We start from the raw sequence: 20,776 nt of genomic DNA, 5'->3' as shown, positions 1-20,776 counted from the left end.
GCCGTGATGGAACCGTCCGGGCCGCTGCCCTCCGAGATCTACTGGCGACGTCGCTGGCTTGCCATCGGTGCAGCGGTCGTCGCGCTGGTCCTGCTGATCTGGATCGTCACCGCCCTCCGCGGCGGTGGCGACGACGATCCGACCGCCGAGGCGGCGGCCGCGAGCTCGTCCCTGACGTCGACGACCGCCGCCTCGGACACCACGTCCGCCACCGAGTCCGGTGCCGCGGACGGCGGCGAGTCGACGACCGAATCGGGCGACGACGCCCCGTCGGGCACCGCTGCCGCTGCACCGGCGGGTCAGTGTGCCGACAGCTCCCTCGCCATCAAGGTCAGCGCGGACAAGGCGACCTACCAGGCCGGGGAGGAACCCGAGTTCGGGATCGTCGTCACCAACATCGGCAACGCGTCGTGCGACCGGGATCTCGGCGCGGGCATGCAGCAGGTCCTCGTGTACAGCCTGGACGGCCAGCAGCGACTGTGGTCGAACAACGACTGCTACCCGAACTCGACCCCCGACGTGCGGACCCTCAAGCCGGGCGAGCAGGCCGCGTTCACGGTCAAGTGGTCCGGCTCGACGTCCGAGCCGGGGTGCGCGGCGCCCCGGACCCCGGTCGGCGCCGGCGCGTACTCCGTCGTCGGCCAGCTGGGGAACCTGCGTAGCTCCCCGGAGCCGTTCAACCTGAGCTGAGCTCCCGCCCGTCGGCCCCGCCCGTCCGCCGAGTGAACGGAACCGTTCAGTCGATCTAATCGAGTGAACGGAAGCGTTCAGTCGAACGGTCCCGCGATCGAGGTTTCGGCGAGCCGGGACAGGCCCTCCCTGATATGGCGGGCCCACAGGCCGCCGATCCCGTCGACCGACTGCAGGTCGGCGGCCGTCGCGGCCAGCAGGCCCTGCAGCGTCCCGAACGACGCGACCAGCCGGTGCACCTGGTGGAACTGCAGCCGCGGCACCCGCGCCAGCACCCGGTAGCCGCGGGGGCTCATCGGTGCGTCGAGGGCCTCGATCGTCGCCGGGTATCCGAATGCCCGTGCCAGGGTGGTCAGGTCCAGCAGGTCCGCGTCGGTGAGCTCGTCCAGCGCGGCGAGGGCACGCTCGACCGCCTCGGTGGATGGTTGGCCGGTGCCCGCCAGGTAGTCGCGCGCCACCAGCTGCCTGGCCACATCGTTGTCCCCGACGAGTTCCTCGAGTTGCAGCGCAAGTTGCCTGCCGTCGGTGCCGAGTTCGAGCACGTCGCGTTCGATTTCCACCGACACCCGACGCACCATCTCCAGCCGCTGTGACACGGTCAGCGCGTCGCGGAGGGTGACGAAGTCCTCGATCTCGACGACCGAGAGGGCGTTGGTGACCTCGGTGAGGCGCGACTTGTACCGCTCCAGGGTGGCGACCGCCTGGTTCGCGCGGGACAGGATCGTCGGCGACCCCTCCAGCACGTGCCGGACGCCGCCGACATACACCGAGACGATGCTCATCGACTGGCTCACCGACACCACCGGGTACCCGGTCTGGATCGCGGTCCGCTCCGCTGCCCGGTGCCGGGTGCCGGACTCGACGGTGGGGATCTTGTAGTCCGGGACGAGCTGCACGTTCGCGCGGACGATCCGGGTGCCATCGGTGGACAGCACGACGGCACCGTCCATCTTCGACAGTTCCCGCAGCCGGGTCGGGGCGAACTCCACGTCGAGTTCGAACCCGCCATCGCAGAGTTCCTCGATCTGCGGGTCGTAGCCGAGCACGATCAGCGCACCGGTGCGTCCGCGCAGAATGCGTTCGAGCCCGTCCCGCAGTTCCGTCCCCGGCGCCAGCCTCGCGATCGTCTCGCGAAGCGTGGCCGCGGTGACCTCCATCGCCGTCCCCCTTGCCTCGCCGTCGCCGAGTGGCGCGTGCCGGTGCGCGGGAGGCCCTCGTCCCGCGCAACTGTGTCGCGACTAGATTACCGAGACATGAGCGGTACCTGGACGTTGCCTGATGATCTCGAGATTCCCACCCGACCGGACTTCTTCCCGGAGCCCGGCGGAGCACTGCCCCAGCACTGGGCGAAGTGCTTTGGGTGCGGTGACGACCAGCCCACCGGACTCGTCATGCACTTCACCGCGACCGAGGGCATCGAGGTGGTCGGCAGGCTGACCGTCGCGTCCCGCTACCAGGGCGGCCCCGGCGTGATCCACGGCGGGATCCTGACGACCGCGTTCGACGAGACGCAGGGCATGGCGTGCATGGTGCTCGGCGTGCCGGTGGTGACCGGGCACCTGCAGATCGACTTCGCCCGCCCGATCCCGCTCGGGTCGGTGCTCGAGTTCCGAGCCCGGATCGACGGTCTCGTCCGGCGGAAGGCGTACACCAGTTCCGAGGTCCGGATCGTGGAGGGGCCCGCGGCGAGCGACGAGGTGGCCGCGACGTCGCGGGGCCTGTTCCTCACCATCAAGCCCGAGCACTTCACGCCGATGGCCGAGTTCGTCGACGGGGAGCCCACCGCACCGAGCTTCGGCAATTCGACGCTGTAGGGCCTGCCTCCTAGACCACCTCCATCCGGCGCGGCACCGCGCGCAGCGCCTCCCTGATGGTCGCGACCTCGTCGACCCGCATGCCCTTCGGATGCGGGCCGGAGTCGCGCGGCACCACGGCATGGGTGAAGCCGAGGCGTTTGGCCTCGGCGAGTCTGCGTCCGACGGCGGTGACCCGGCGGACCTCGCCTGCCAGCCCGACCTCGCCGAGCACCACGAGCCCGGACGGCAGCGGCTTGTCACGGTCGGCGGACACGATGGCCAGCGCCAACGCCAGGTCGGCGGACGGTTCGGTCAACCGCATCCCGCCGACGGTGGCGGCGTACACCTCCTTGTCGTGGGTGCGGATGCTCGCGTGCTTGGCGAGGACCGCGAGGACCATCGCGACCCGGGCGGCGTCCATGCCGCTCACCGCGCGGCGCGGTGACGGGTTCTGCGTCGGGACGACCAGCCCCTGCACCTCCCCGAGGAGGGCGCGTTTGCCGTCCATCGCGACGGTCACCGCGGTGCCGGGGGCGGTGTCGTCGCGGTGGTGGAGGAACAGCCCGGACGGGTCGGTGACGCATTCGATGCCGTCCTCGTGCAGTTCGAAGCAGCCGACCTCGTCGGCGGACCCGAACCGGTTCTTGACCCCGCGGAGCATTCGCAGCGTCGAATGCTTGTCGCCCTCGAAGTGCAGCACCACGTCCACCAGGTGTTCGAGGGCGCGGGGGCCCGCGACGGCGCCGTCCTTGGTGACGTGCCCGATGAGCAGCACCGGGATGCCGCTGGTCTTGGCGAGGGTGGTCAGGGCCGCGGTGATCGCGCGGACCTGCGTCACCCCGCCGGTGACGCCGTCGACGTCGGCGGCAAGCATCGTCTGCACCGAGTCGACGATCAGCAGGGTCGGCTTCACCTGCTCGACGTGCCCGAACACGGTCGCGAGATCCGATTCGGCCGCCAGGTACACCCGGTCGTGGACCGCGCCGGTGCGGTCGGCGCGCAGACGCACCTGGCCTGCCGATTCCTCGCCCGTCACGTAGAGGGACCGGTCGTCGGGGCCGCGGCGCGCCCAACGGTGCACCACCTCCAGCAGCAGCGTCGACTTCCCGACACCGGGCTCGCCGGCGAGCAGCACCACCGACCCCGGCACGATCCCGCCGCCCAGCACCCGGTCGAGTTCGGGCACGCCGGTCGGTTTGGCCCGGCTGACGGTGGCACTGACCTGAGTCAGGGGGGTCGCGGGCGAGGTGGGCGTCAGCCCGGTGCCCGCACGGGCGGCGCTGGCACCGGGTCGATTGGCGACGGCGGTGAGGACGGGCGCGGCCTCCTCGACGGACCCCCACTCGCCGCATTCCGGGCAGCGGCCGACCCACTTCGCGACGGCGTACTGGCAGGCGGTGCAGCGGTAGCTGGTCTTCGGTTTGGCCACGCCGGTGAGCCTAGGACCCGGCACCGACATTTAGCCTGACGGTGGGTCCGCGGGCGGGTTCGGTCAGGAGACCGTCGCGGACCGGTGCTTCGCGGCGAGGGCCCGGTATCCCTCCGCGTTGTGCCCGATGTGCGCGACCTCCTCGTCGGTGAGTTGGCGCCGCACCTTCGCGGGCACCCCGGCGACCAGCGACCGGTCCGGGATCTCGGTGCCCTCGAGGACCACCGCGCCCGCCGCGACGAGGCAGTGCGCGCCGAGGCGGGCACCGTTGAGGACGACGGCGCCCATCCCAATCAGCGTGGCGTCGCCGATGGTGCAGCCGTGCAGGACCGCGTTGTGCCCGACGCTGACGTTCGCGCCGACCGTGAGCGGCAGCCCGGGATCGGCGTGCAGCGTGACGTTGTCCTGGATGTTGCTTCCGGTGCCGACCGTGATCGATTCGGCGTCGCCGCGCGCGACCGCGCCATACCAGATGCTGGCCTGCTCGCCGAGGGTCACGTCACCGATGACGGTGGCGGTCGGCGCCAGCCATGCCGATTCGGCGACGGTTGGCGCCGCGTCGTCGAAGGACACCACGTGCGGACCGGTCATGCGCTTCTCCTGATCGTCGGTCGAGCAGACTGTGCTGCACTCTATTTCGCGCTGCCCCCGGAACGACCGTGGCCCCCGACCTGGTACAGGTCGGGGGCCACGGCGGCGGTTCGGATCAGTGGCCGCCGACGAGTTCGGCCAGCGTGCCGGTGCCCGCGTTGCCGGAGACGTCGGACTCGTGGCGGTCGAGGATCGGGCCGGCGTCGACGGGCGCGTCGACGGTGATCTCCCCGGAGCGCTCGAACGTGAACGTGACCGGAACGGTCAGGCCGGGCCGGACGGTCTCGGCGACGTCGTTCAGGGTGACCAGAATGATGTCGGTCTCGATCTGCTCGCCGTCGTCGGTCACGGTTGCGTCGGGGGTGCCGGCGCTCAGCGCGGTCTGCGGCTTGATCACCCGGCCGCCGACCTCGCCCGCGATGGTGACGGAGGCCGCCTTGTCGGTGGTGATCTTGGTGAGCCGCTCCGGCTGGAACTCGCTCTCGTTCACCGCGGTGAAGGCGAGGGCGACGGTGCCGCCCGCTTCCAGGCTGTGCTCGGACGCCGAGTCGGGGTACACGATGTGCACATTGCGCAGCGAGATGTCGCCCTGGTTGGCGTAGTTGCCGTTGACCGCGGCGACCTGCGTCGCGGTCTGGGAGATCTGGCCCGCGCTGCAGGCGGACAGCGAGATGGCCGCGGCTGCGGCCAGGGCAACGGCGGTGGCGACTCGGCGAGTCGACGCGTTCAGTGCTGTCACGGGGTGTCCTCCACGGCGTCGGGTCGTGTAACTCAACTAGGCAGAGTAGTAGTCACGCGGACATCGCGCGTCCCCGGGTCGATCTTCCCGGGTTGCGCACCGTTCGCGGGGTGCGTGAATCCCGGGGGGACGGGCCCCCGATCGGGCCCCGTCGATGCATGTTCGTGACCTCGTGTCAACCCCTCTGATCAGCCCACTGTGCGTCTGACCAGGGACGTTGGAACCGGTATCGCGAGAACCCGTGATAAACTGGGCAGATCGAAAGGGGCACGGGACAGATGATTTTTAAGGTCGGAGACACCGTCGTATACCCCCACCACGGAGCGGCGCTGATCGAGGCAATCGAAACTCGCACCATCAAGGGTGAAGCAAAGGAATATCTCGTACTGAAGGTCGCGCAGGGCGACCTCACCGTCCGGGTCCCCGCAGAGAACGCCGAGTACGTCGGCGTTCGTGACGTGGTGGGCCAGGAGGGTCTGGACAAGGTCTTCCAGGTGCTGCGCGCGCCGCACACCGAGGAGCCGACCAACTGGTCGCGGCGGTACAAGGCCAACCTGGAGAAGCTGGCCTCCGGCGATGTGAACAAGGTGGCGGAGGTCGTTCGTGACCTGTGGCGTCGCGAGCAGGACCGCGGCCTGTCCGCGGGGGAGAAGCGGATGCTCGCCAAGGCTCGCCAGATCCTCGTCGGTGAGCTCGCGCTCGCCGAGGGCACCGACGACGCCAAGGCCGAAACCATTCTCGATGAGGTCCTCGCGGCTGCGTCCTGACGCCCGACGCAGGACGACGCAGACACGAATGCACCACAGATGAACACCGTGACAGGCCCGGCCGACGCACCCAGCGGAGGCCGGGTCGTCGCATTGGTGCCCGCGGCGGGGCAGGGCACCCGGCTCGGGGCGGGGATACCGAAGGCGTTCGTGACGCTGCGCGGCCGGACGCTGCTGCAGTGTGCCGTCGGCGGACTCCTTGACTCCGGCGCCGTCGACCGCGTCGTGGTGATCGTGCCGCCCGACGATGTCGACCGGATCCGCGGTGAGCTGCCCGCTGGCGTCGACGTCGTCGGCGGCGGAGCGGAACGGACCGACTCGGTGCGGGCGGGCATCGCCGCGGCGGGGGACGCGGACCTGCTGCTCGTGCACGACGCCGCCCGCGCGCTCACCCCGCCCACCCTGATCGCCAGGGTGGTCGCCGAGTTGCGGGCGGGCCGCGACGCGGTGGTGCCCGCCCTCCCGGTCGCCGACACCATCAAGACGGTGGACCTGCTCGGCGTGGTCACCGGGACCCCGGATCGGTCGCAGCTGCGGGCCGTGCAGACCCCGCAGGGCTTCGCCGCGGAACTGCTCCGGCGGGCATACCTGGCCGCCGACACGATCGCCACCGACGACGCCGGACTGGTCGAACGAATCGGTGCGCGGGTCCGCACCATCGCCGGCGAACCCCTCGCCTTCAAGATCACCACACCGCTCGACCTCGCGCTGGCGCGGGCGTTGACGGACCCCGACACCAACGAATAGGAGTGCGCGGCAGTGCGAGTGGGCATCGGAACGGATGTGCATCCGATCGAGACGGGACGGCCATGCTGGATCGCGGGCATCCTGTTCGAGGGCGAGGACGGATGTGCGGGCCATTCCGACGGTGACGTCGCCGCGCACGCGCTGTGCGACGCGCTGCTGTCCGCGGCGGGCCTCGGCGACCTGGGTTCGGTGTTCGGCACCGGCCGCCCCGAGTGGGACGGTGCGAGCGGGGCGACCCTGCTCATCGAGGTCCGCAGGCTGCTCCGTGAACACGGCTTCGAGGTCGGCAACGCCGCGGTCCAGGTGATCGGCAACCGGCCGAAGGTCGGGCCCCGGCGGGCCGAGGCGCAGGACACCCTCTCGGCGGTTCTCGGGGCGCCCGTCTCGGTGTCCGCGACGACCACCGACGGCCTTGGGCTGACCGGACGCGGTGAGGGCATCGCCGCGGTCGCGACCGCGCTGGTCATCACCGCAGCGGCGGACCGGTAGGATCGCACGTCGTGACCCTGCGACTGTTCGACACCGAAACGCGGGCCCTGCGTGAGTTCGTCCCGCTGGTCCCCGGCTACGCGTCGATCTACCTGTGTGGGGCCACCGTGCAGGGCGAGCCGCACATCGGTCACGTGCGCAGCGGGGTGGCGTTCGACGTGCTCCGCCGCTGGCTGACCGCGCACGGCAACGACGTCGCGTTCGTCCGCAATGTCACGGACATCGACGACAAGATCCTGAACAAGGCCGCCGACGCGGGCCGGCCGTGGTGGGAGTGGGCCGCGACCTACGAGCGGTCGTTTACCTGGGCGTACGACCAGCTCGGGGTGCTGCCGCCGTCGGTCGAGCCGCGGGCCACCGGACACATCACCCAGATGGTCGAGCTGATGCAGCGTCTCATCGACGCCGGGCACGCCTACCCGTCCGCGGGCGACGTGTACTTCGACGTGCTCAGCTGGAAGGCATACGGGGCGCTGTCCGGGCACAAGCTCGACGACGTGCACCAGGGTGAAAGCGCAGCCGAGGGCAAGCGCGACCCGCGGGACTTCACGCTGTGGAAGGCGGAGAAGCCGGGTGAGCCGTCCTGGCCGACGCCGTGGGGACGCGGGCGACCCGGCTGGCATCTCGAGTGCTCCGCGATGGCGGGCGCCTACCTGGGAGCCGAGTTCGACATCCACTGCGGGGGACTGGACCTGGTGTTCCCGCACCACGAGAACGAGCTCGCCCAATCGCGCGCCGCCGGCGACGGGTTCGCCAGGTACTGGCTGCACAACGGTTGGGTCACCATGGGCGGCGAGAAGATGTCCAAGTCCCTCGGCAACGTGCTGTCCGTCCCCAACGTTCTGAAAAGGGTGCGGCCCCAGGAGCTTCGGTTCTATCTCGGCGGCGCGCACTACCGGTCGATGCTGGAGTACTCCGATCACGCGCTCGATGTCGCCGCCGAGACCTACCGCGGTATCGAGGCGTTCGTGCTCAAGACCGCCGAGCGTGCGGGCGACGTACCGGTCGGCACCTGGACCGAGGCGTTCGCTGCCGCGCTCGACGACGACCTCGGGGTGCCGAAGGCGCTCGCCGAAATCCACGGCCGCCAGCGGGAGGGCAACCGGGCGCTGACCGCGGGCGACCTCGACACGGCAGTCGTGATCGCCGGGCAGGTGCGGGCGATGATGGGCATCCTTGGTGTCGATCCGCTCGACCCGCACTGGGCACGCGAATCCGGCGACGCCACCGCCGCCCTCGACGCACTGGACGTGCTGGTCCGCGCCACCCTCGACGCCCGCCAGCAGGCCAAGGCGGACAGGGACTGGGCGGCGGCCGACGCGATCCGGGACCGGCTCGCCGCCGCGGGCATCGCGGTCACCGATACGGCAAACGGGCCAGAGTGGTCCCTCGAGAAGAACCGCAACGAAGCAGGGTAGTGATGGCAGGCAATTCGAGCAGGCGCGGCGCGGTCCGCAAGAGCGGCACCAAGAAGGGGCAGGTCACCGGCTCCGGCGGCAAGGGGCGGCGCAGCCTCGAGGGCCGGGGGGCCACCCCGCCTGCGGTCGAGCGGACCAAGCACCCCGCCGCGAAGCGGGCCCGGGCGGCCGAGAAGGCCGCGGCCTCCGGACGTCCCGGCGGCAGCGCGCCCCGCGGTCGTGGCGGATCGCCGCGCAAGGGCGACGCAGGCCCGGAGAACGTCCTCGGCCGCAACCCCGTCCTGGAATGCCTGCGGGCCGGTGTGCCCGCGACCGCGCTGTACGTCGCGGTCGGCACCGAGAGCGACGACCGGTTGTCCGAAAGCGTCCAGATCGCCGCGGACAAGGGCATCTCCATCCTCGAGGTGCCGCGCACCGATCTGGACCGGATGAGTGCCAACGGCCTGCACCAGGGTGTCGCGCTGCAGGTGCCGCCGTTCCGGTACGCGCACCCGGACGATCTTCTCGCCAATGCCCGCGCCCAACAGGAGCCCGCGCTGCTGGTGGCGCTCGACAACATCACCGACCCCCGCAACCTCGGCGCCGTGGTCCGTTCGGTGGCTGCGTTCGGCGGTCACGGCGTGGTGATCCCCCAGCGGCGCAGCGCATCGGTCACGGCCGTTGCCTGGCGCACCAGCGCGGGCGCCGCGGCCCGGCTCCCGATCGCGCAGGCCACCAACCTCACCCGCACCCTCAAGGACTGGGCCGCGAAGGGCGTGCAGGTCGTCGGCCTCGACGCGGGCGGCGACACCACCCTCGACGAGTACGACGGCACCGGCCCGGTCGTGGTCGTCGTCGGCTCCGAGGGCAAGGGCCTCTCTCGTCTGGTCCGCGAAACCTGCGACAGCATCCTGTCCATCCCGATGGCGGGCCCCGTCGAGTCGCTCAACGCGTCCGTCGCCGCGGGCGTCGTCCTCGCCGACATCGCCCGCCAGAGGCGCTGACGCGCCCGTGCGCGATTTTTACCCCAACTGGGGTAAAAATCGCTCACAGTCGCTGATCTGCGGAGAAGCGGACCACGTCCCCGGGCACCAGTTGTGCGGCCGCGCCCAGATCCGCGTCGGCCACGACCGCGATCACCGGGTATCCGCCGGTCACCGGGTGGTCGGCGAGAAAGAGGACGGGTAGCCCGCTGCCGGGAACCTGCAGTGCCCCCGGAACCATGCCCTCACTGGGCAGTTCGGCGGTCACCGCTCGGACGAGGGGCGTGGGTCCGGCGAGCCGGGCGCCAACACGGTTGGTCTCGGTGGTCACCGTCCACGCCTGCTCGGTCAGGACGCGCAGCGCGCCGGGATCGAACATGTCCGCGCGAGGACCGATCCGCACCCGAAGCACGGCCGGTCGTGGCGGGGTGGGTGGCGGCGGGACGAGATCCGATGCGGGCCACTCCCGGGGGGACGGTCCGATCGGCAGCCGATCGCCGGCCCGAACGGGATCGGGACCGAGGCCGGCGAGGGTATCGGTTGCCCGGCTGCCGAGGGTGACGGGCGCGTCCACGCCGCCGCGCACTGCCAGGTAGCTGCGCAGGCCGCCGGTCACCCGGCCGAGGGCGAGTACGTCGCCGGGGGCCAGGTGCACGACGGTGTAGTCGGGGTGCGGAACCCCGTTGACGGACAGCGGAACCCGAGCCCCGGTGACCGCGACGGTGGCCGGCGCGGCGGCGCGCACTCGCAGTCCGCCGAGCAGCACCTCAAGGGTCGCCGCGTGGGGTGCGTTGCCCACCAGTCGGTTTGCGGTGTCGTGGGAGGTGAGGTCGGCGGCGCCCGACCGCCCGACCCCGAGGTGTGCGTAGCCGGGTCGACCCCGGTCCTGCACGGTGACCGATGCGCCGACCCGCTCAACGAGAAGCCATCCCACGAAACTGATTGTCGCGCATCCCTGGCGGCGGCGCCGGAGCGCCGTAGCATCACCGCATGGTGACCGCGCTGCTCTACGGTCTGGGGACCGCGCTGCCGATGCTCGTCGGCGCCTTCGTCGGGTTGCGGTACGACCTGCCCCGTCCGCTGCTGGCCGCATTGATGGCGTTCGGGTCGGGCGCGATGGTGGCCGCCGTGTCGACGGAACTGTTCCAGCCCGCGTTCGAGGCCGAGGGCATTGTGGTGGCCGGTGTCGCGCTGATGCTCGGTGCGCTGGTCTACGTCGTCGCCGACCGCCTGATCGAGAACAAGCTCGGCGCCGCCGCACTTGGGTGGGCACTGATGCTGGGTGCACTGCTCGACGGGATCCCGGAGAACACGGCCCTCGGCGTCTCCCTCGGTGTCGAGGGCGGGCTGGTCCTGCTGGTCGCGATCGCGGTCGGCAACGTGCCCGAGGCGGTTGCGGGTGCGGCGTCGATGCGGGCGCAGCCGAACTTCGACCGCCGCAGGGCCGCGCTGCTGTGGACGGTCACCGCCGTCGTCCTGATCCTCGTCGTGGTCGCGGCATATGCCGCCGCCGACAGCATCTCCCCGCAGCGGATCGCGGTGATCCAGGCGTTCGCCGGCGGTGCCACGATCGCGGTGCTCGCCGACTCGTTGATGCCGGAGGCGTACCGGGAGGGCGGCTGGTGGGTCGGGCTGTCGACGGCGCTCGGCTTCCTGGTCGCGTTCGCCCTCGGCGGCTGAATCTCGGCCCAGCCAACCGCTGAATGGGGGTTCATGCGTCACCTGCTCGCCCAGATCGACGCATGAACCCCCGTTCAATGCTTCGGGGGGTTAGATGGGGTGGAAGCGGACGGTGGCGCCGGGTCGCAGCAGGGCAGGCGGATCGCGGTCCGCATCCCACAACCGGGCATCGGTGGTGCCGATGAGCTGCCAACCGCCAGGCGATGAGCGCGGATAGACGCCGGAGAACTCGCCAGCCAACCCGACCGCGCCAGCGGGAACAGCGGTGCGGGGCGTCCCTCGGCGCGGGACGTGCAGCGACGCAGGCCCCCCGACGAGGTAACCGAATCCGGGGGCGAAGCCGGCGAACGCGACCGTCCACGTCGCGGCGGTGTGCGCGGCAACCACCCCATCGACCCCGAGCCCGGTCAGCGCCGCCACCTCGTCGAGGTCCGGCCCGTCGTACCGGACGCCGACCCGGACGGTATCCCGGCGCCCGGTGTCCGCGTCCGGCAGCGGCGGGGTGTCGCGCAGCCAGCCGAGCACCGTCGCCCGGTCGACGACCGTCCGGTCGAAACGCACCAGGATGGTGCGGGCCGCGGGGACCACCTCGTCGACTCCGACCGGGCGGGTCCCGTCGAGCGCCCGGAACGCCGCGAGAACCGCGTCGAGGGAGTCGAACTCGGCGAGCATCGCGCTGTCCCCGACGTCGAGGATGCGCATCACACGAAGGGCGCCACGTCGACGCCAGCGCCGTCGAGCCGTTCCCGGATCCTGACCGCCATCGCGACGGCGCCCGGCGAGTCGCCGTGCACGCACACCGACTCCGGCCGGGCCTCGAGGACGGTGCCGTCGACGGCCTCGACCCGACCGTCCTCGACCATCCGAAGCACCCGCGCGGCGACCGCGTCCGGGTCGGTCAGCACGGCCCCCGGCTGCGAGCGCGGGACCAGTTCGCCGGTCGGCAGGTAGCCGCGGTCCGCGAACGCCTCGGTGACGGTGCGCAGTCCGGCCGCCTTCGCCTCGGCGAGGAACACCGACCCGGGAAGCCCGAGGACCGGAAGGGTCGGGTCGTATGCGACGACCGCCGCCACCACCGCCCGCGCCTGTTCGCGGTGTCGGACCACCGTGTTGTACAGCGCACCATGCGGTTTGACGTACCCGACCGCGGACCCGGACACCTGCGCGAGGCCGTCGAGCGCGCCGATCTGGTAGATCACGTCGGCGGTGAGATCGGCGGGGGAGACGTCGATGAACCGGCGGCCGAAGCCGGCCAGGTCGCGGTAGCCGACCTGGGCGCCGATCCGGACCCCGCGTGCGGCGGCGGACCGGCACGTCGACAGCAGGGTGGCCGGGTCGCCCGCATGGAAACCGCAGGCCACGTTCGCGCTGGTCACCAGCGCCAGCATCGCGTCGTCGTCGCCGAGGCGCCAGGTGCCGAAGCTTTCGCCGAGGTCGCTGTTGAGATCGATCATCGCCACGGGGCTGATCCTAGGCCGCGACCGCGAGCCGCCCGACACATCAGGCCGCGACGAGCCGCCCGACACATCAGGCCGCGACGAGCCGCCCGACACATCAGGCCGCGACGAGCCGCCCGACACATCAGGCCGCGACGAGCCGCCCCGTGTTCGCGCGGCGCCGCGACCCGACGAACCGGCAGATCAGGTAGATCACGAACGAAATGGTGGTGACGAACGTCGACACCGGCACCCCGGGCGCGAGGGAGAGCAGGATCCCGCCGACCGCAGCGAGTTCGGCGAACAGGATCGCGAGCAGCGTCGTCCTCAGCGGGCTCGAGGTGATCCGGGCGGCCGCGGCGGCAGGCGTGATGAGCAGCGACAGCACCAGCAGTGCACCGACGATCTGGACGCCGAGGGCGGCGGCGACGCCGACGAGAACGGCGAACACCAGTGACAGCCCGCGGACCGGGACGCCCCGCGCCCGCGCGACGTCGGGGTCGGTGCTCGCGAACAGCAGCGGCCGGTACACGAGCACCAGCACGGCGAGCACGGCAACCGCGCACACCAGCAGCAGCTGCAGACCGCTGTTGCCGACGCCGACGATCTGCCCGACGAGGAGTGAGAAGCTGGTGCCGGTGCGGCCGGGATAGAGCCACATGAACAGCACCGACAGACCGAGGCCGAACGACATGATGACCCCGATCACCGAATCCCGTTCGCGCGCCTTGCTGCCGAGCAGCGCGAACAGGACGGCGGCGATCACCGAGCCGACGATGGCGCCGACCCCGACGCTGATCCCGGCGAGCAGGGCGGCGGACGCACCGGTCAGTGACAGTTCGCTGGTGCCGTGCACGGCGAACGACATCTGCCTGCTGATGATCAGCGGGCCGATCGCGCCCGCGAGCAGGCCGAGGATCGCGGCCGCCAGCAGCGCCTGCTGGACGAAGTCGTACTGCAGCAGGTCGAGCGTGGTCCGCCAGTCGAGCATGCTCGACAGCGCGTCGGAGAGTTTGTCGTTCATGCGTCGCGGTCCTCGTGGTGTGCGCAGTCGGTGCTCAGTTCGCCAGCGCCGCCGAGCGCGTCGATCGCGTCGCCGGTCCCGACGACGACGAGCCTGCCGCGTACGTGCAGCACCTCGACCTCGGTGCGGTACAGCTCGGACAGCACCCGCGAGGTCATCACCTCGGCGGCGGTGCCGATCCGGAACCGGCCGTCAACGAGGTAGAGGACGCGGTCGACGAGCGGCAGGATCGGGTTGATCTCGTGGGTGACGAACAGGACCGCGGTGTCGTGGCTGCGGCGCCTGCGGTCGATCAGGTCGGACACGCGATGCTGGTTCGCCAGGTCCAGGCTGAGCAGTGGCTCGTCGCAGAGCAGCACCCGGGGGTCGCCGACCAGTGCCTGCGCGACCCGCAGACGCTGCTGCTCCCCGCCGGAGAGGGCGCCGATCGGGGCATTCGCGTACGACTGGGCGCCGACCTCGGCGATCGCAGCGTCGACGATCGCCCTCCTGGTCCGCCGCCCCCGCAGCCCGGTGCCCCAACGGTGCCCGTCGACGCCGAGTCCGACGAGGTCACGACCCCGCAGCGGCAAACCCTCGTCCATCGACTTCTGCTGCGGGATGTATCCGACGTGCGGGTTGCCGACCCGGACCGGGCTGCCCGCGATCCGGGCGCTGCCCGCGGTCAGCGGAACCTGGCCGAGGAGCATCTTCAGCAGCGACGTCTTGCCCGACCCGTTGGGGCCGAGGACCGCAATGAACTCGCCAGGGGCGACGTCGAGGTCGAGCCCCGACCACAGCGTGCGGGCGCCGTAGGACAGTTCGGCACCCTTCAGTTCGAGTGCGCTGGCGGTGCTCATGCGGCGGGTGCGGCGGCGGCGCCGTCCAGCGCCTGCGCGAGCCGTTCCGCGGTGCCGATCTGCCACTGCACGTAGTCGATGCCGTCGGGGAGGGTCTCGGTGACCTCGACGACGGGGATCCCGGCGGCCTCGGCGACCTCGCGGATGCTGCGGGTCACCTTGTCCTCGGTCTGGCCGTTGTAGACGAGCACGGACACCTTCTTACCTGCCAGCAGGTCCCGGGTGGCGGCAATCGCGGCGGGCGGCGGGTCGTTGCCCTCCTCGATGGCGCGGGTGAAGTCGGCCGGCGTTTCGTCGCGCAGGCCTGCTGCCGCGAGCAGGTAGTGGGCGATCGGCTCGGTCTGGGCGATCGCCGTCCCGGGGTGCCGTGCGGCGATGCCAGCGGTGACGTCCGCGACGGAATGCAGTTTCCCGTGGAACGCGTCGGCATTCGCGGTGTATGCGGCGGCGTTCGCGGGGTCGAGTGCGGCGAGTTCGGTGGCGACGCGGTGGGCGACGGAGTCGACGGTCGGGACGTCGAACCACACGTGCTCGTTGCTGCCGCCGTGCGAGTGGCCGTGTCCGTCCCCGGCCTCGGTGTCGTCGGCAGGCGCCGCGGTGTCGTGCCCGGCATGGTCGTCGCCCGCGTGCAGGTCGGACTCGATCCCGAGCAGGTCGACGGCGGTAACGGCGGGCTTGTCGGGCAGCGCGGCGAGGATGTCGTCGATGAACTCGTCGTAGCCGCCCCCATTGTGCACGACGAGATCGGCGTCGGTCAGGGCTGCGGCATCCCGCGGTGACGCCTCATAGGAGTGGGGGTCGGCGGACGGTTCGTCGATCAGCGCGGTGACGTCCGCGTGCTCACCGGCGACGGCGGTCGCGACCGAGCCCCACACGTTCGTCGAGGCGACGACCTGGATGCGCCCGTCCCCGGCGGCGTCGGAGGCGGCGGTTCCGCAGGCGCTCAGGCCAAGGACGGTGACGGCGGCCAGTCCCAGTGCCGCCCCGGCCCGGCGGCCGAGCCCGCCGCGAGCGGGGCGCGGGGCGCGGTGGGGCGACGGCGGGGGGAGCGGCATGCCCATAACATTAATGGAAACCGTTTCCGTTGTACATTGGCGGGGTCGTGCGTTCGGTCACCCGACCGGGCGCGTACCGTCCCGTTATGCCCCGCTCCCCTCATCCGCATCGCCAGGCGACCCTGGCCTCCCTCGCGGCGGAGCTGAAGGTGTCCCGCACCACCGTCTCGAATGCGTACAACCGGCCCGATCAGCTCTCCGCCGAGCTGCGCGCTCGAGTCCTCGAGGCGGCCAAGCGGCGCGGCTACCCCGGCCCCGACCCCGTCGCGCGGTCGCTGCGCACCCGCAAGGCGGGTGCGGTCGGCCTGCTGCTGACCGAGGCGCTCAGCTACTCGTTCCGCGACCCCGCGGCAATGAGCTTCCTGGCGGGCCTTTCCGAATCCTGTGAAGAGGCGGGGCAGGGCCTGCTGCTGATCCCTGCGGGGCCGGGTCGCGCCGCCGACGACGCCGCCGCAGCCGTTCACAAGGCAGGCGTCGACGGATTCGTCGTCTACTCCGTCGCCGACGACGACCCGCACCTGGCCGCCGTCCTGGAACGCCGCCTGCCCGTCGTCGTGTGTGACCAGCCCCGCCGGGTCCCCGACGCCGCACTGGTCGGCATCGACGACCGCGGCGCAATGCGCGAGCTGGCGGACCACGTCACCTCATTGGGGCACAGCGAAATCGGGATCCTGTGCATGCGTCTCGGGCGCGACGCCCGCAACGGTCGCGCCGACCCCGAACGGCTCCGGTCGCCCCACTCCCACGTCCAACGGGAACGCATCGGCGGCGTGCAGGATGCGATGGTGGCCGCGGGCCACGACCCCGAGACGCTCACTGTCATCGAGAGCGCCGACCACACCGGCGACGCCGGATACGCCGCAGCCGAACGCGCCCTGGCGATCAACCCGCACATCACCGCGCTGGTGTGCACCACCGACGTCCTCGCGCTGGGAGCACTGGAATTCGCCAGGTGGCGCGGCATCGACGTGCCAGCCGAACTGACCGTCACCGGCTTCGACGGGGTGTCCAGGGCGCTGCGCATGGGATTGACGACCGTCCGGCAGCCCGCGGAGGAGAAGGGCAGGCGGGCAGGCGAGTTGCTGCACCGCACCGCGCAGTCCGGGATCGTCGACGTCGAGATGCTCGACACCGAACTCATCCGTGGCCGCACCTCGGCGCCGCCCCGCACCTGGCAGCGTGGCCCCGCCGAGTGACCCCAGCAGCGTGGCCCCGCCGAGTGACCCCAGCACGTCTCGCTGAGTAGGACCCGCCGGCGACCGTCGCCGATCCGACCTAGGTTGACCGTCGGGCGGGTCACTGCAGTGCGTGTGCCGAAACCGGCCACCGGTGCCCGCCCGTGACATGGGAGGTTCATCGATGGCGTCGGCCGAGGAATTGCGGGCAGTCGTGGAGCGCTACGTGCACCTGATCGCGACGGGCACCGGCGCGGAGATCGCCGCGCTGTACGCGGAGGACGGCAGCGTGGAGGACCCGGTCGGCAGCGAGCCCAAGGTCGGGCGGGCCGCCCTGGCAGAGTTCTACGACCGCGCCGCCGCGATGGAGAACACCACCGAGCTGCTCCGGGTTCGCGTCGCGGGCAATGAGGCGGCCGCGCACTTCCGGGTCGCCTCGAAGGCGGGCGACACGACATACACGACCGAGCCGATCGACACCTTCCGGTTCAACGACGCGGGCGAGATCGTCGCCCTCCGCGCCTACTGGGCGCCGTCGGACATGATCGTGTCGTAGGCGCTGCGCGCCGTGCGTGATGGGTACCCCGACCGGGGTGCACATCACGCACGGCGGCGGAGCCGATTCAGCTGAGGAGCTGGGCGCAGCGCAGCAGGCCGATGTGGCTGTACGCCTGCGGGTGATTGCCCAGCGAGCGCTCCGCGACCGGGTCGTACTCCTCGGCGAGCAGGCCGGTGGGGCCCGCGGCGTCGACCAGCTGCGCGAACAGCGCCTCCGCGTCGGCGCGCTGCCCCACCAGCAGGTACGCCTCCACCAGCCACGCCGCGCACAGGTGGAAGCCGCCCTCCCCGCCGGGCAGTCCATCGTCGTGGTGGTACCGGTACACCGTTGCGCCGCTCCGCAGTTCGGCCTCGGTGGCGGTGACGGTCGCCGCGAACCGGGGGTCGGACGGGTCGATCAGGCCGGACAGCCCGATGTGCAGGGTCGCGGCGTCGAGGTCGGTGCCCTCGTAGGCCGCGGTGTACGAGCCTGCGCGGTCGCTCCAGCCGCGGTCCTTCACCTCGTCGGAGATCTCCCGCCGCAGCGCCTCCCAGTCGGCGCCCGGCACTCGACCGAAGTCCGCGGCCAGCGCCAGCGCCCGGTCCACGGTCACCCAGCACATCACCTTCGAGTACACGTGGTGGCGCGGGGTTCCGCGGATCTCCCAGATCCCGTTGTCGGGTTCCGCCCACCGGCGCTGCACCGCCGACACCATTGCAAGGACCAGGTCCCAGTCCCGGTCGGTCAGCGGCTCGGCGGCACCCTTCTTCTTGCGGGCCTGCGCGAGGTCGGCGATCAACTCCACGATCGGCCCGAACACGTCCAACTGGACCTGGGAGTTCGCCGCGTTGCCCACCCGAACGGGCCGGGAGCCGCCGTAGCCGGGCAGCGAGTCGATCACCGCCTCCGGCGGCAGATTGGTGCCGTGGATCGTGTACAGCGGGTGCAGGCGTTCCGGTCCGGGGATGGTCTCGAGCACGCGGTGCACCCACTCGAGGAGTCCCTCGGCCTCGCCGACCGATCCGAGCGCGACGAGGGCGGACGCGGTCATCGATGCGTCCCGCAGCCAGCAGTAGCGGTAGTCCCAGTTACGGACCCCGCCGAGTTCCTCGGGCAGTGAGGTGGTTGCCGCGGCGAGGATCGCGCCGGAGTCCGCGTGCACGAGCCCGCGCAGGGTCAACGCGGACCGCTTCATCAGCCCGGTCTTGCGGGACGGCAGCTCCAGGCCGTCCGCCCAGTCCTGCCAGTACGCCTCGCTGGTGCTGCGTCGCTCCGCCTCCGGGACCGCGGACGGACCAAGATCTGTTGTTCCGCAGCGCAATTCGAGAACAATCGGGCCATTGCTCGGGTCGACAACGGCGTGCGCGGTCTGCTGGATGCCGTCGCTGGTGATCTCCCATTCGACCCCGGGCGACCGCAGCACCACCGGGTCGTTGGTGCCGTACACCCGCAGGCCGTTCTCCTCGACCTCCAGGTGCACCTGCACCTGACCGAACTCGGGGCGCGGCGCGAAGGTGACTCCAGCCTTGGCGCGCCCGGTGATGACCCGGGTCAGCTCCGTGTGTCCCTGCGGGACATCGTGCGGCAGGTAGTCGGTGACCTGCAGGCTCGCCCATCGGGTCTGCACCGTCATCGTGCCGTCGACGTAACTCTGGCTCAGCGGCAACCCGGGACGCAGCGGTTCGACCGTGAAGTGGCCCGCGCCGACCCCACCGAGCAGATGCGCGAAGACCGCCGCGGAATCCGGCTCCGGATGGCATAGCCAGGTCACCGTCGCGTCCGGCGTCAGCAGGGCAACGGTCCGGGGGTTGGCGAGCATGGTGAGCCGCTCGATCTGCGGGGCGCTCTCCCCGTGCAGCCAGGTCCGCCGCTCCTCGAGCAGAAACGCCAGCGCCGCCCCGACGTCCTCGGTGCGGTCGATCCGGAACTCCGCGAGGGACTCGCCGTCGCCGACCTTGATGCCGACGTCCGGTCCCTGCAGCCGGGCGAAGGCCTTCTCGTCGGTGACGTCGTCCCCGAAGAACACGGTCGCCGAGGCGCCCTCCCGATGTCGCAGGATGTCGAGGGCCTCGCCCTTGTCCGTGACGATCACCGCCAGTTCGATCACCGCCTTGCCCTCGGTGACCTGAACGCCGTTCCATTTGGCCGCGCCGTCGCGGACCCGGGCCAGGGCGTCCTCGGCGACGTCCGGCGCGGCGTTGCGCACGTGCAGTGCCGCGCTCGCCGGCTTGACCTCGACGTCGACCCCCGGGCCGTCGGCGGCGACGGCCTGCAGTTCCGCGGTCAGTTCCCGGAGCAGGCGGCGAGCGTCGTCGCTGATCTCGTGCACGAACCCGACGTCGAATTCGGACCCGTGGCTGCCGACGAGCTGCACCTCGACCGGGAGCCGGGACAGCATCGCCAGGTCGCGCAGCGCGCGACCGGAGATCACGGCGGAGGTGGTTCCCGGCAGGATCGCCAGCGCGCGCAGGGCACGCACCGCGTCCGCGTGGGGGAACGCCTTCGACGGGTCCGACACGATCGGCGCCATGGTGCCGTCGTAATCGGACGCGACAAGTAGGCGCGGCGTCCTCGCGATCGACACGAGACGCCGACGGAGCTCGACTGGCAGATCCTGCGCACTCACTGCGCAGAGTCTACTTAGGAAGTCGCCGGATCCTGGTACCCACCGAGCAACAGTTCGATGGTCAGTTCCAGACGCTTGGCGACATCGGTGGCGGAGGAGCGCCGCGTCAGCCACGCGACCAGGTTGGACAGCCACACGTCGGAGACGACGCGGGCGATCTGCAGCTGCTCCTCGCTGGGGGTGCCGTCGCTGATCGCGCGGGCGAACAGCGAGTCCATCAGCTGGCCGACCTGGTCGACCTCGGCCGCCGCCGACGCATCGGCGAACATGAACGCGCGGGTCATCGCCTCGGTCAGCAGCGGATCGCGCTGCATCGCCCGGGTGATCTGGCCGAGGATCAGGTTCATCCGCTCGATCGGGCTGTCGCCGGGCGGCATCTTCTTGCGGGAGTCGATCTTCTCGAACTCGCGGGCCAGCGCGGACACCAGCAGGTGAACCTTCGACGGGAAGTAGCGGTACAGGGTGCCGACCGCGACATCGGCCCGCTCGGCGACCGCCCGCATCTGCACCGCCTCGTAACCGCCCTTCGACGCGAGCGCGAGGGTCGCGTCGAGGATGCGCTTACGCCGTTCACGCTGGGCGTTGGAGCTGAGGTCGTCGTCCGTCAGTGTGGAGACGGTTCCATTGCCCTTGCCTGCGGAACGGGTGCGTGAAGAGGAGGTCATCAACGAGCTTCCTTGTTGTGCTGCTCAATGTCTAAAGGTTCTATGTGCGCTTGGCGTCCGGCCTTGACTGAGAGCCGACTAAGAGATTAGAACACGTTCTAGACTGTTTT

Annotated in this window: 22 protein-coding genes; 10 read left to right on the top strand and 12 right to left on the bottom strand. The window is 71.2% G+C overall.

Features of this window, described 5'->3' with window-relative positions; genetic code table 11:
• The first annotated feature begins 3 nt into the window (after positions 1–3).
• On the top strand, positions 4–690 hold the full coding sequence (locus ACFWPA_RS12665) for a hypothetical protein (protein WP_378507448.1): 687 nt from the start codon (positions 4–6) through the stop codon (positions 688–690).
• A 77-nt stretch (positions 691–767) separates the two neighbouring features.
• On the opposite strand, the gene disA is transcribed toward ACFWPA_RS12665, so the two are convergent.
• Positions 768–1,847 (bottom strand): DNA integrity scanning diadenylate cyclase DisA, encoded by a 1,080-nt coding sequence (disA, locus tag ACFWPA_RS12660; RefSeq protein ID WP_378507447.1) that lies wholly within the window; start codon positions 1,845–1,847, stop codon positions 768–770.
• Positions 1,848–1,943: 96 nt separating this feature from the next.
• On the opposite strand from disA, the gene ACFWPA_RS12655 reads away from it, so the two are divergent.
• Positions 1,944–2,504 (top strand): PaaI family thioesterase, encoded by a 561-nt coding sequence (locus ACFWPA_RS12655; RefSeq protein WP_378507446.1) that lies wholly within the window; start codon positions 1,944–1,946, stop codon positions 2,502–2,504.
• Positions 2,505–2,514: 10 nt separating this feature from the next.
• Here the strand turns inward: ACFWPA_RS12655 and radA are convergent, their stop codons facing one another.
• From radA to ACFWPA_RS12640, 3 genes are all read right to left on the bottom strand, one after another.
• Entirely contained in the window at positions 2,515–3,915 is a 1,401-nt protein-coding gene (gene radA / locus ACFWPA_RS12650) for a DNA repair protein RadA (protein WP_378507445.1), read from the bottom strand.
• Positions 3,916–3,978: 63 nt separating this feature from the next.
• On the bottom strand, positions 3,979–4,506 hold the full coding sequence (locus tag ACFWPA_RS12645; RefSeq protein ID WP_378570381.1) for a gamma carbonic anhydrase family protein: 528 nt from the start codon (positions 4,504–4,506) through the stop codon (positions 3,979–3,981).
• A gap of 115 nt (positions 4,507–4,621) precedes the next feature.
• Positions 4,622–5,245, bottom strand: coding sequence for a hypothetical protein (locus ACFWPA_RS12640; RefSeq protein ID WP_378570379.1), 624 nt, complete (start codon positions 5,243–5,245; stop codon positions 4,622–4,624).
• 278 nt (positions 5,246–5,523) lie between these two features.
• Between ACFWPA_RS12640 and carD the strand changes: the two genes are divergently transcribed.
• Genes carD through rlmB form a run of 5 tightly spaced genes read left to right on the top strand, consistent with a single transcriptional unit; the run spans position 5,524 to position 9,649 of the window.
• Positions 5,524–6,012 carry an RNA polymerase-binding transcription factor CarD gene (carD, locus tag ACFWPA_RS12635; protein WP_378507442.1) on the top strand — a complete coding sequence of 163 codons (489 nt, stop codon included), beginning with the start codon at positions 5,524–5,526 and terminating at the stop codon, positions 6,010–6,012.
• A 39-nt stretch (positions 6,013–6,051) separates the two neighbouring features.
• Positions 6,052–6,759, top strand: coding sequence for a 2-C-methyl-D-erythritol 4-phosphate cytidylyltransferase (ispD, locus tag ACFWPA_RS12630; protein ID WP_378507441.1), 708 nt, complete (start codon positions 6,052–6,054; stop codon positions 6,757–6,759).
• A gap of 12 nt (positions 6,760–6,771) precedes the next feature.
• On the top strand, positions 6,772–7,248 hold the full coding sequence (ispF, locus tag ACFWPA_RS12625) for a 2-C-methyl-D-erythritol 2,4-cyclodiphosphate synthase (RefSeq protein ID WP_378507440.1): 477 nt from the start codon (positions 6,772–6,774) through the stop codon (positions 7,246–7,248).
• Positions 7,249–7,259: 11 nt separating this feature from the next.
• The gene (cysS, locus tag ACFWPA_RS12620; protein ID WP_378570377.1) at positions 7,260–8,666 is read left to right on the top strand and encodes a cysteine--tRNA ligase; all 1,407 of its coding nucleotides are present in this window, start codon (positions 7,260–7,262) and stop codon (positions 8,664–8,666) included.
• 2 nt (positions 8,667–8,668) lie between these two features.
• Positions 8,669–9,649, top strand: a complete 981-nt coding sequence (rlmB, locus tag ACFWPA_RS12615; RefSeq protein ID WP_378507438.1) for a 23S rRNA (guanosine(2251)-2'-O)-methyltransferase RlmB — start codon at positions 8,669–8,671, stop codon at positions 9,647–9,649.
• A gap of 43 nt (positions 9,650–9,692) precedes the next feature.
• On the opposite strand, the gene ACFWPA_RS12610 is transcribed toward rlmB, so the two are convergent.
• Complete coding sequence (locus ACFWPA_RS12610; protein WP_378507437.1) at positions 9,693–10,562, bottom strand: biotin-dependent carboxyltransferase family protein; 870 nt, start codon at positions 10,560–10,562, stop codon at positions 9,693–9,695.
• Positions 10,563–10,618: 56 nt separating this feature from the next.
• Between ACFWPA_RS12610 and ACFWPA_RS12605 the strand changes: the two genes are divergently transcribed.
• Entirely contained in the window at positions 10,619–11,308 is a 690-nt protein-coding gene (locus tag ACFWPA_RS12605; protein WP_378507436.1) for a ZIP family metal transporter, read from the top strand.
• Between the two features lie 90 nt (positions 11,309–11,398).
• Here ACFWPA_RS12605 and ACFWPA_RS12600 read toward each other — a convergent pair whose 3' ends face one another.
• The 5 genes from ACFWPA_RS12600 to ACFWPA_RS12580 form a co-directional block, all read right to left on the bottom strand.
• A complete protein-coding gene (locus tag ACFWPA_RS12600) occupies positions 11,399–12,010 on the bottom strand; it encodes an allophanate hydrolase subunit 1 (protein ID WP_378570375.1) in 612 nt (203 codons plus the stop codon).
• Positions 12,010–12,768, bottom strand: a complete 759-nt coding sequence (locus tag ACFWPA_RS12595) for a LamB/YcsF family protein (protein WP_378570373.1) — start codon at positions 12,766–12,768, stop codon at positions 12,010–12,012. Before ACFWPA_RS12595 ends, ACFWPA_RS12600 begins: the two co-directional genes overlap by 1 nt.
• 121 nt (positions 12,769–12,889) lie before the next feature.
• Positions 12,890–13,768: a metal ABC transporter permease gene (locus ACFWPA_RS12590; RefSeq protein ID WP_378570371.1), complete on the bottom strand. Its 879-nt coding sequence runs from the start codon at positions 13,766–13,768 to the stop codon at positions 12,890–12,892.
• Positions 13,765–14,607: a metal ABC transporter ATP-binding protein gene (locus tag ACFWPA_RS12585; RefSeq protein WP_378507432.1), complete on the bottom strand. Its 843-nt coding sequence runs from the start codon at positions 14,605–14,607 to the stop codon at positions 13,765–13,767. Before ACFWPA_RS12585 ends, ACFWPA_RS12590 begins: the two co-directional genes overlap by 4 nt.
• Positions 14,604–15,662, bottom strand: a complete 1,059-nt coding sequence (locus tag ACFWPA_RS12580; RefSeq protein ID WP_378507431.1) for a metal ABC transporter solute-binding protein, Zn/Mn family — start codon at positions 15,660–15,662, stop codon at positions 14,604–14,606. The genes ACFWPA_RS12585 and ACFWPA_RS12580 overlap by 4 nt, the downstream gene beginning before the upstream one ends.
• Positions 15,663–15,748: 86 nt before the next feature.
• Between ACFWPA_RS12580 and ACFWPA_RS12575 the strand changes: the two genes are divergently transcribed.
• Positions 15,749–16,858 (top strand): substrate-binding domain-containing protein, encoded by a 1,110-nt coding sequence (locus ACFWPA_RS12575; protein ID WP_378507430.1) that lies wholly within the window; start codon positions 15,749–15,751, stop codon positions 16,856–16,858.
• Positions 16,859–17,021: 163 nt separating this feature from the next.
• Complete coding sequence (locus ACFWPA_RS12570; protein WP_378507429.1) at positions 17,022–17,393, top strand: nuclear transport factor 2 family protein; 372 nt, start codon at positions 17,022–17,024, stop codon at positions 17,391–17,393.
• Positions 17,394–17,460: 67 nt separating this feature from the next.
• On the opposite strand, the gene otsB is transcribed toward ACFWPA_RS12570, so the two are convergent.
• A complete protein-coding gene (otsB, locus tag ACFWPA_RS12565) occupies positions 17,461–20,001 on the bottom strand; it encodes a trehalose-phosphatase (RefSeq protein ID WP_378570369.1) in 2,541 nt (846 codons plus the stop codon).
• A gap of 14 nt (positions 20,002–20,015) precedes the next feature.
• A complete protein-coding gene (kstR, locus tag ACFWPA_RS12560) occupies positions 20,016–20,666 on the bottom strand; it encodes a cholesterol catabolism transcriptional regulator KstR (RefSeq protein WP_378507427.1) in 651 nt (216 codons plus the stop codon).
• Positions 20,667–20,776: the final 110 nt, after the last annotated feature.

Origin of the sequence: Rhodococcus sp. NPDC058505 (genome assembly GCF_042720095.1) — a bacterium.
Lineage (GTDB): Bacteria > Actinomycetota > Actinomycetes > Mycobacteriales > Mycobacteriaceae > Rhodococcus_G.
This window is presented reverse-complemented; position numbering and strand designations above follow the sequence as displayed.

Coding starts and splice junctions, on each gene's coding strand:
- ACFWPA_RS12570 (WP_378507429.1), top strand. CDS start 17,022: ATGGCGTCGGCCGAGGAATTGCGGGCAGTCGTGGAGCGCTACGTGCAC.
- ispD (WP_378507441.1), top strand. CDS start 6,052: ATGAACACCGTGACAGGCCCGGCCGACGCACCCAGCGGAGGCCGGGTC.
- ACFWPA_RS12575 (WP_378507430.1), top strand. CDS start 15,749: ATGCCCCGCTCCCCTCATCCGCATCGCCAGGCGACCCTGGCCTCCCTC.
- ACFWPA_RS12590 (WP_378570371.1), bottom strand. CDS start 13,768: ATGAACGACAAACTCTCCGACGCGCTGTCGAGCATGCTCGACTGGCGG.
- ACFWPA_RS12580 (WP_378507431.1), bottom strand. CDS start 15,662: ATGCCGCTCCCCCCGCCGTCGCCCCACCGCGCCCCGCGCCCCGCTCGC.
- ACFWPA_RS12605 (WP_378507436.1), top strand. CDS start 10,619: ATGGTGACCGCGCTGCTCTACGGTCTGGGGACCGCGCTGCCGATGCTC.
- carD (WP_378507442.1), top strand. CDS start 5,524: ATGATTTTTAAGGTCGGAGACACCGTCGTATACCCCCACCACGGAGCG.
- ACFWPA_RS12655 (WP_378507446.1), top strand. CDS start 1,944: ATGAGCGGTACCTGGACGTTGCCTGATGATCTCGAGATTCCCACCCGA.
- ACFWPA_RS12585 (WP_378507432.1), bottom strand. CDS start 14,607: ATGAGCACCGCCAGCGCACTCGAACTGAAGGGTGCCGAACTGTCCTAC.
- ACFWPA_RS12600 (WP_378570375.1), bottom strand. CDS start 12,010: ATGCGCATCCTCGACGTCGGGGACAGCGCGATGCTCGCCGAGTTCGAC.
- disA (WP_378507447.1), bottom strand. CDS start 1,847: ATGGAGGTCACCGCGGCCACGCTTCGCGAGACGATCGCGAGGCTGGCG.
- rlmB (WP_378507438.1), top strand. CDS start 8,669: ATGGCAGGCAATTCGAGCAGGCGCGGCGCGGTCCGCAAGAGCGGCACC.
- kstR (WP_378507427.1), bottom strand. CDS start 20,666: ATGACCTCCTCTTCACGCACCCGTTCCGCAGGCAAGGGCAATGGAACC.
- ACFWPA_RS12645 (WP_378570381.1), bottom strand. CDS start 4,506: ATGACCGGTCCGCACGTGGTGTCCTTCGACGACGCGGCGCCAACCGTC.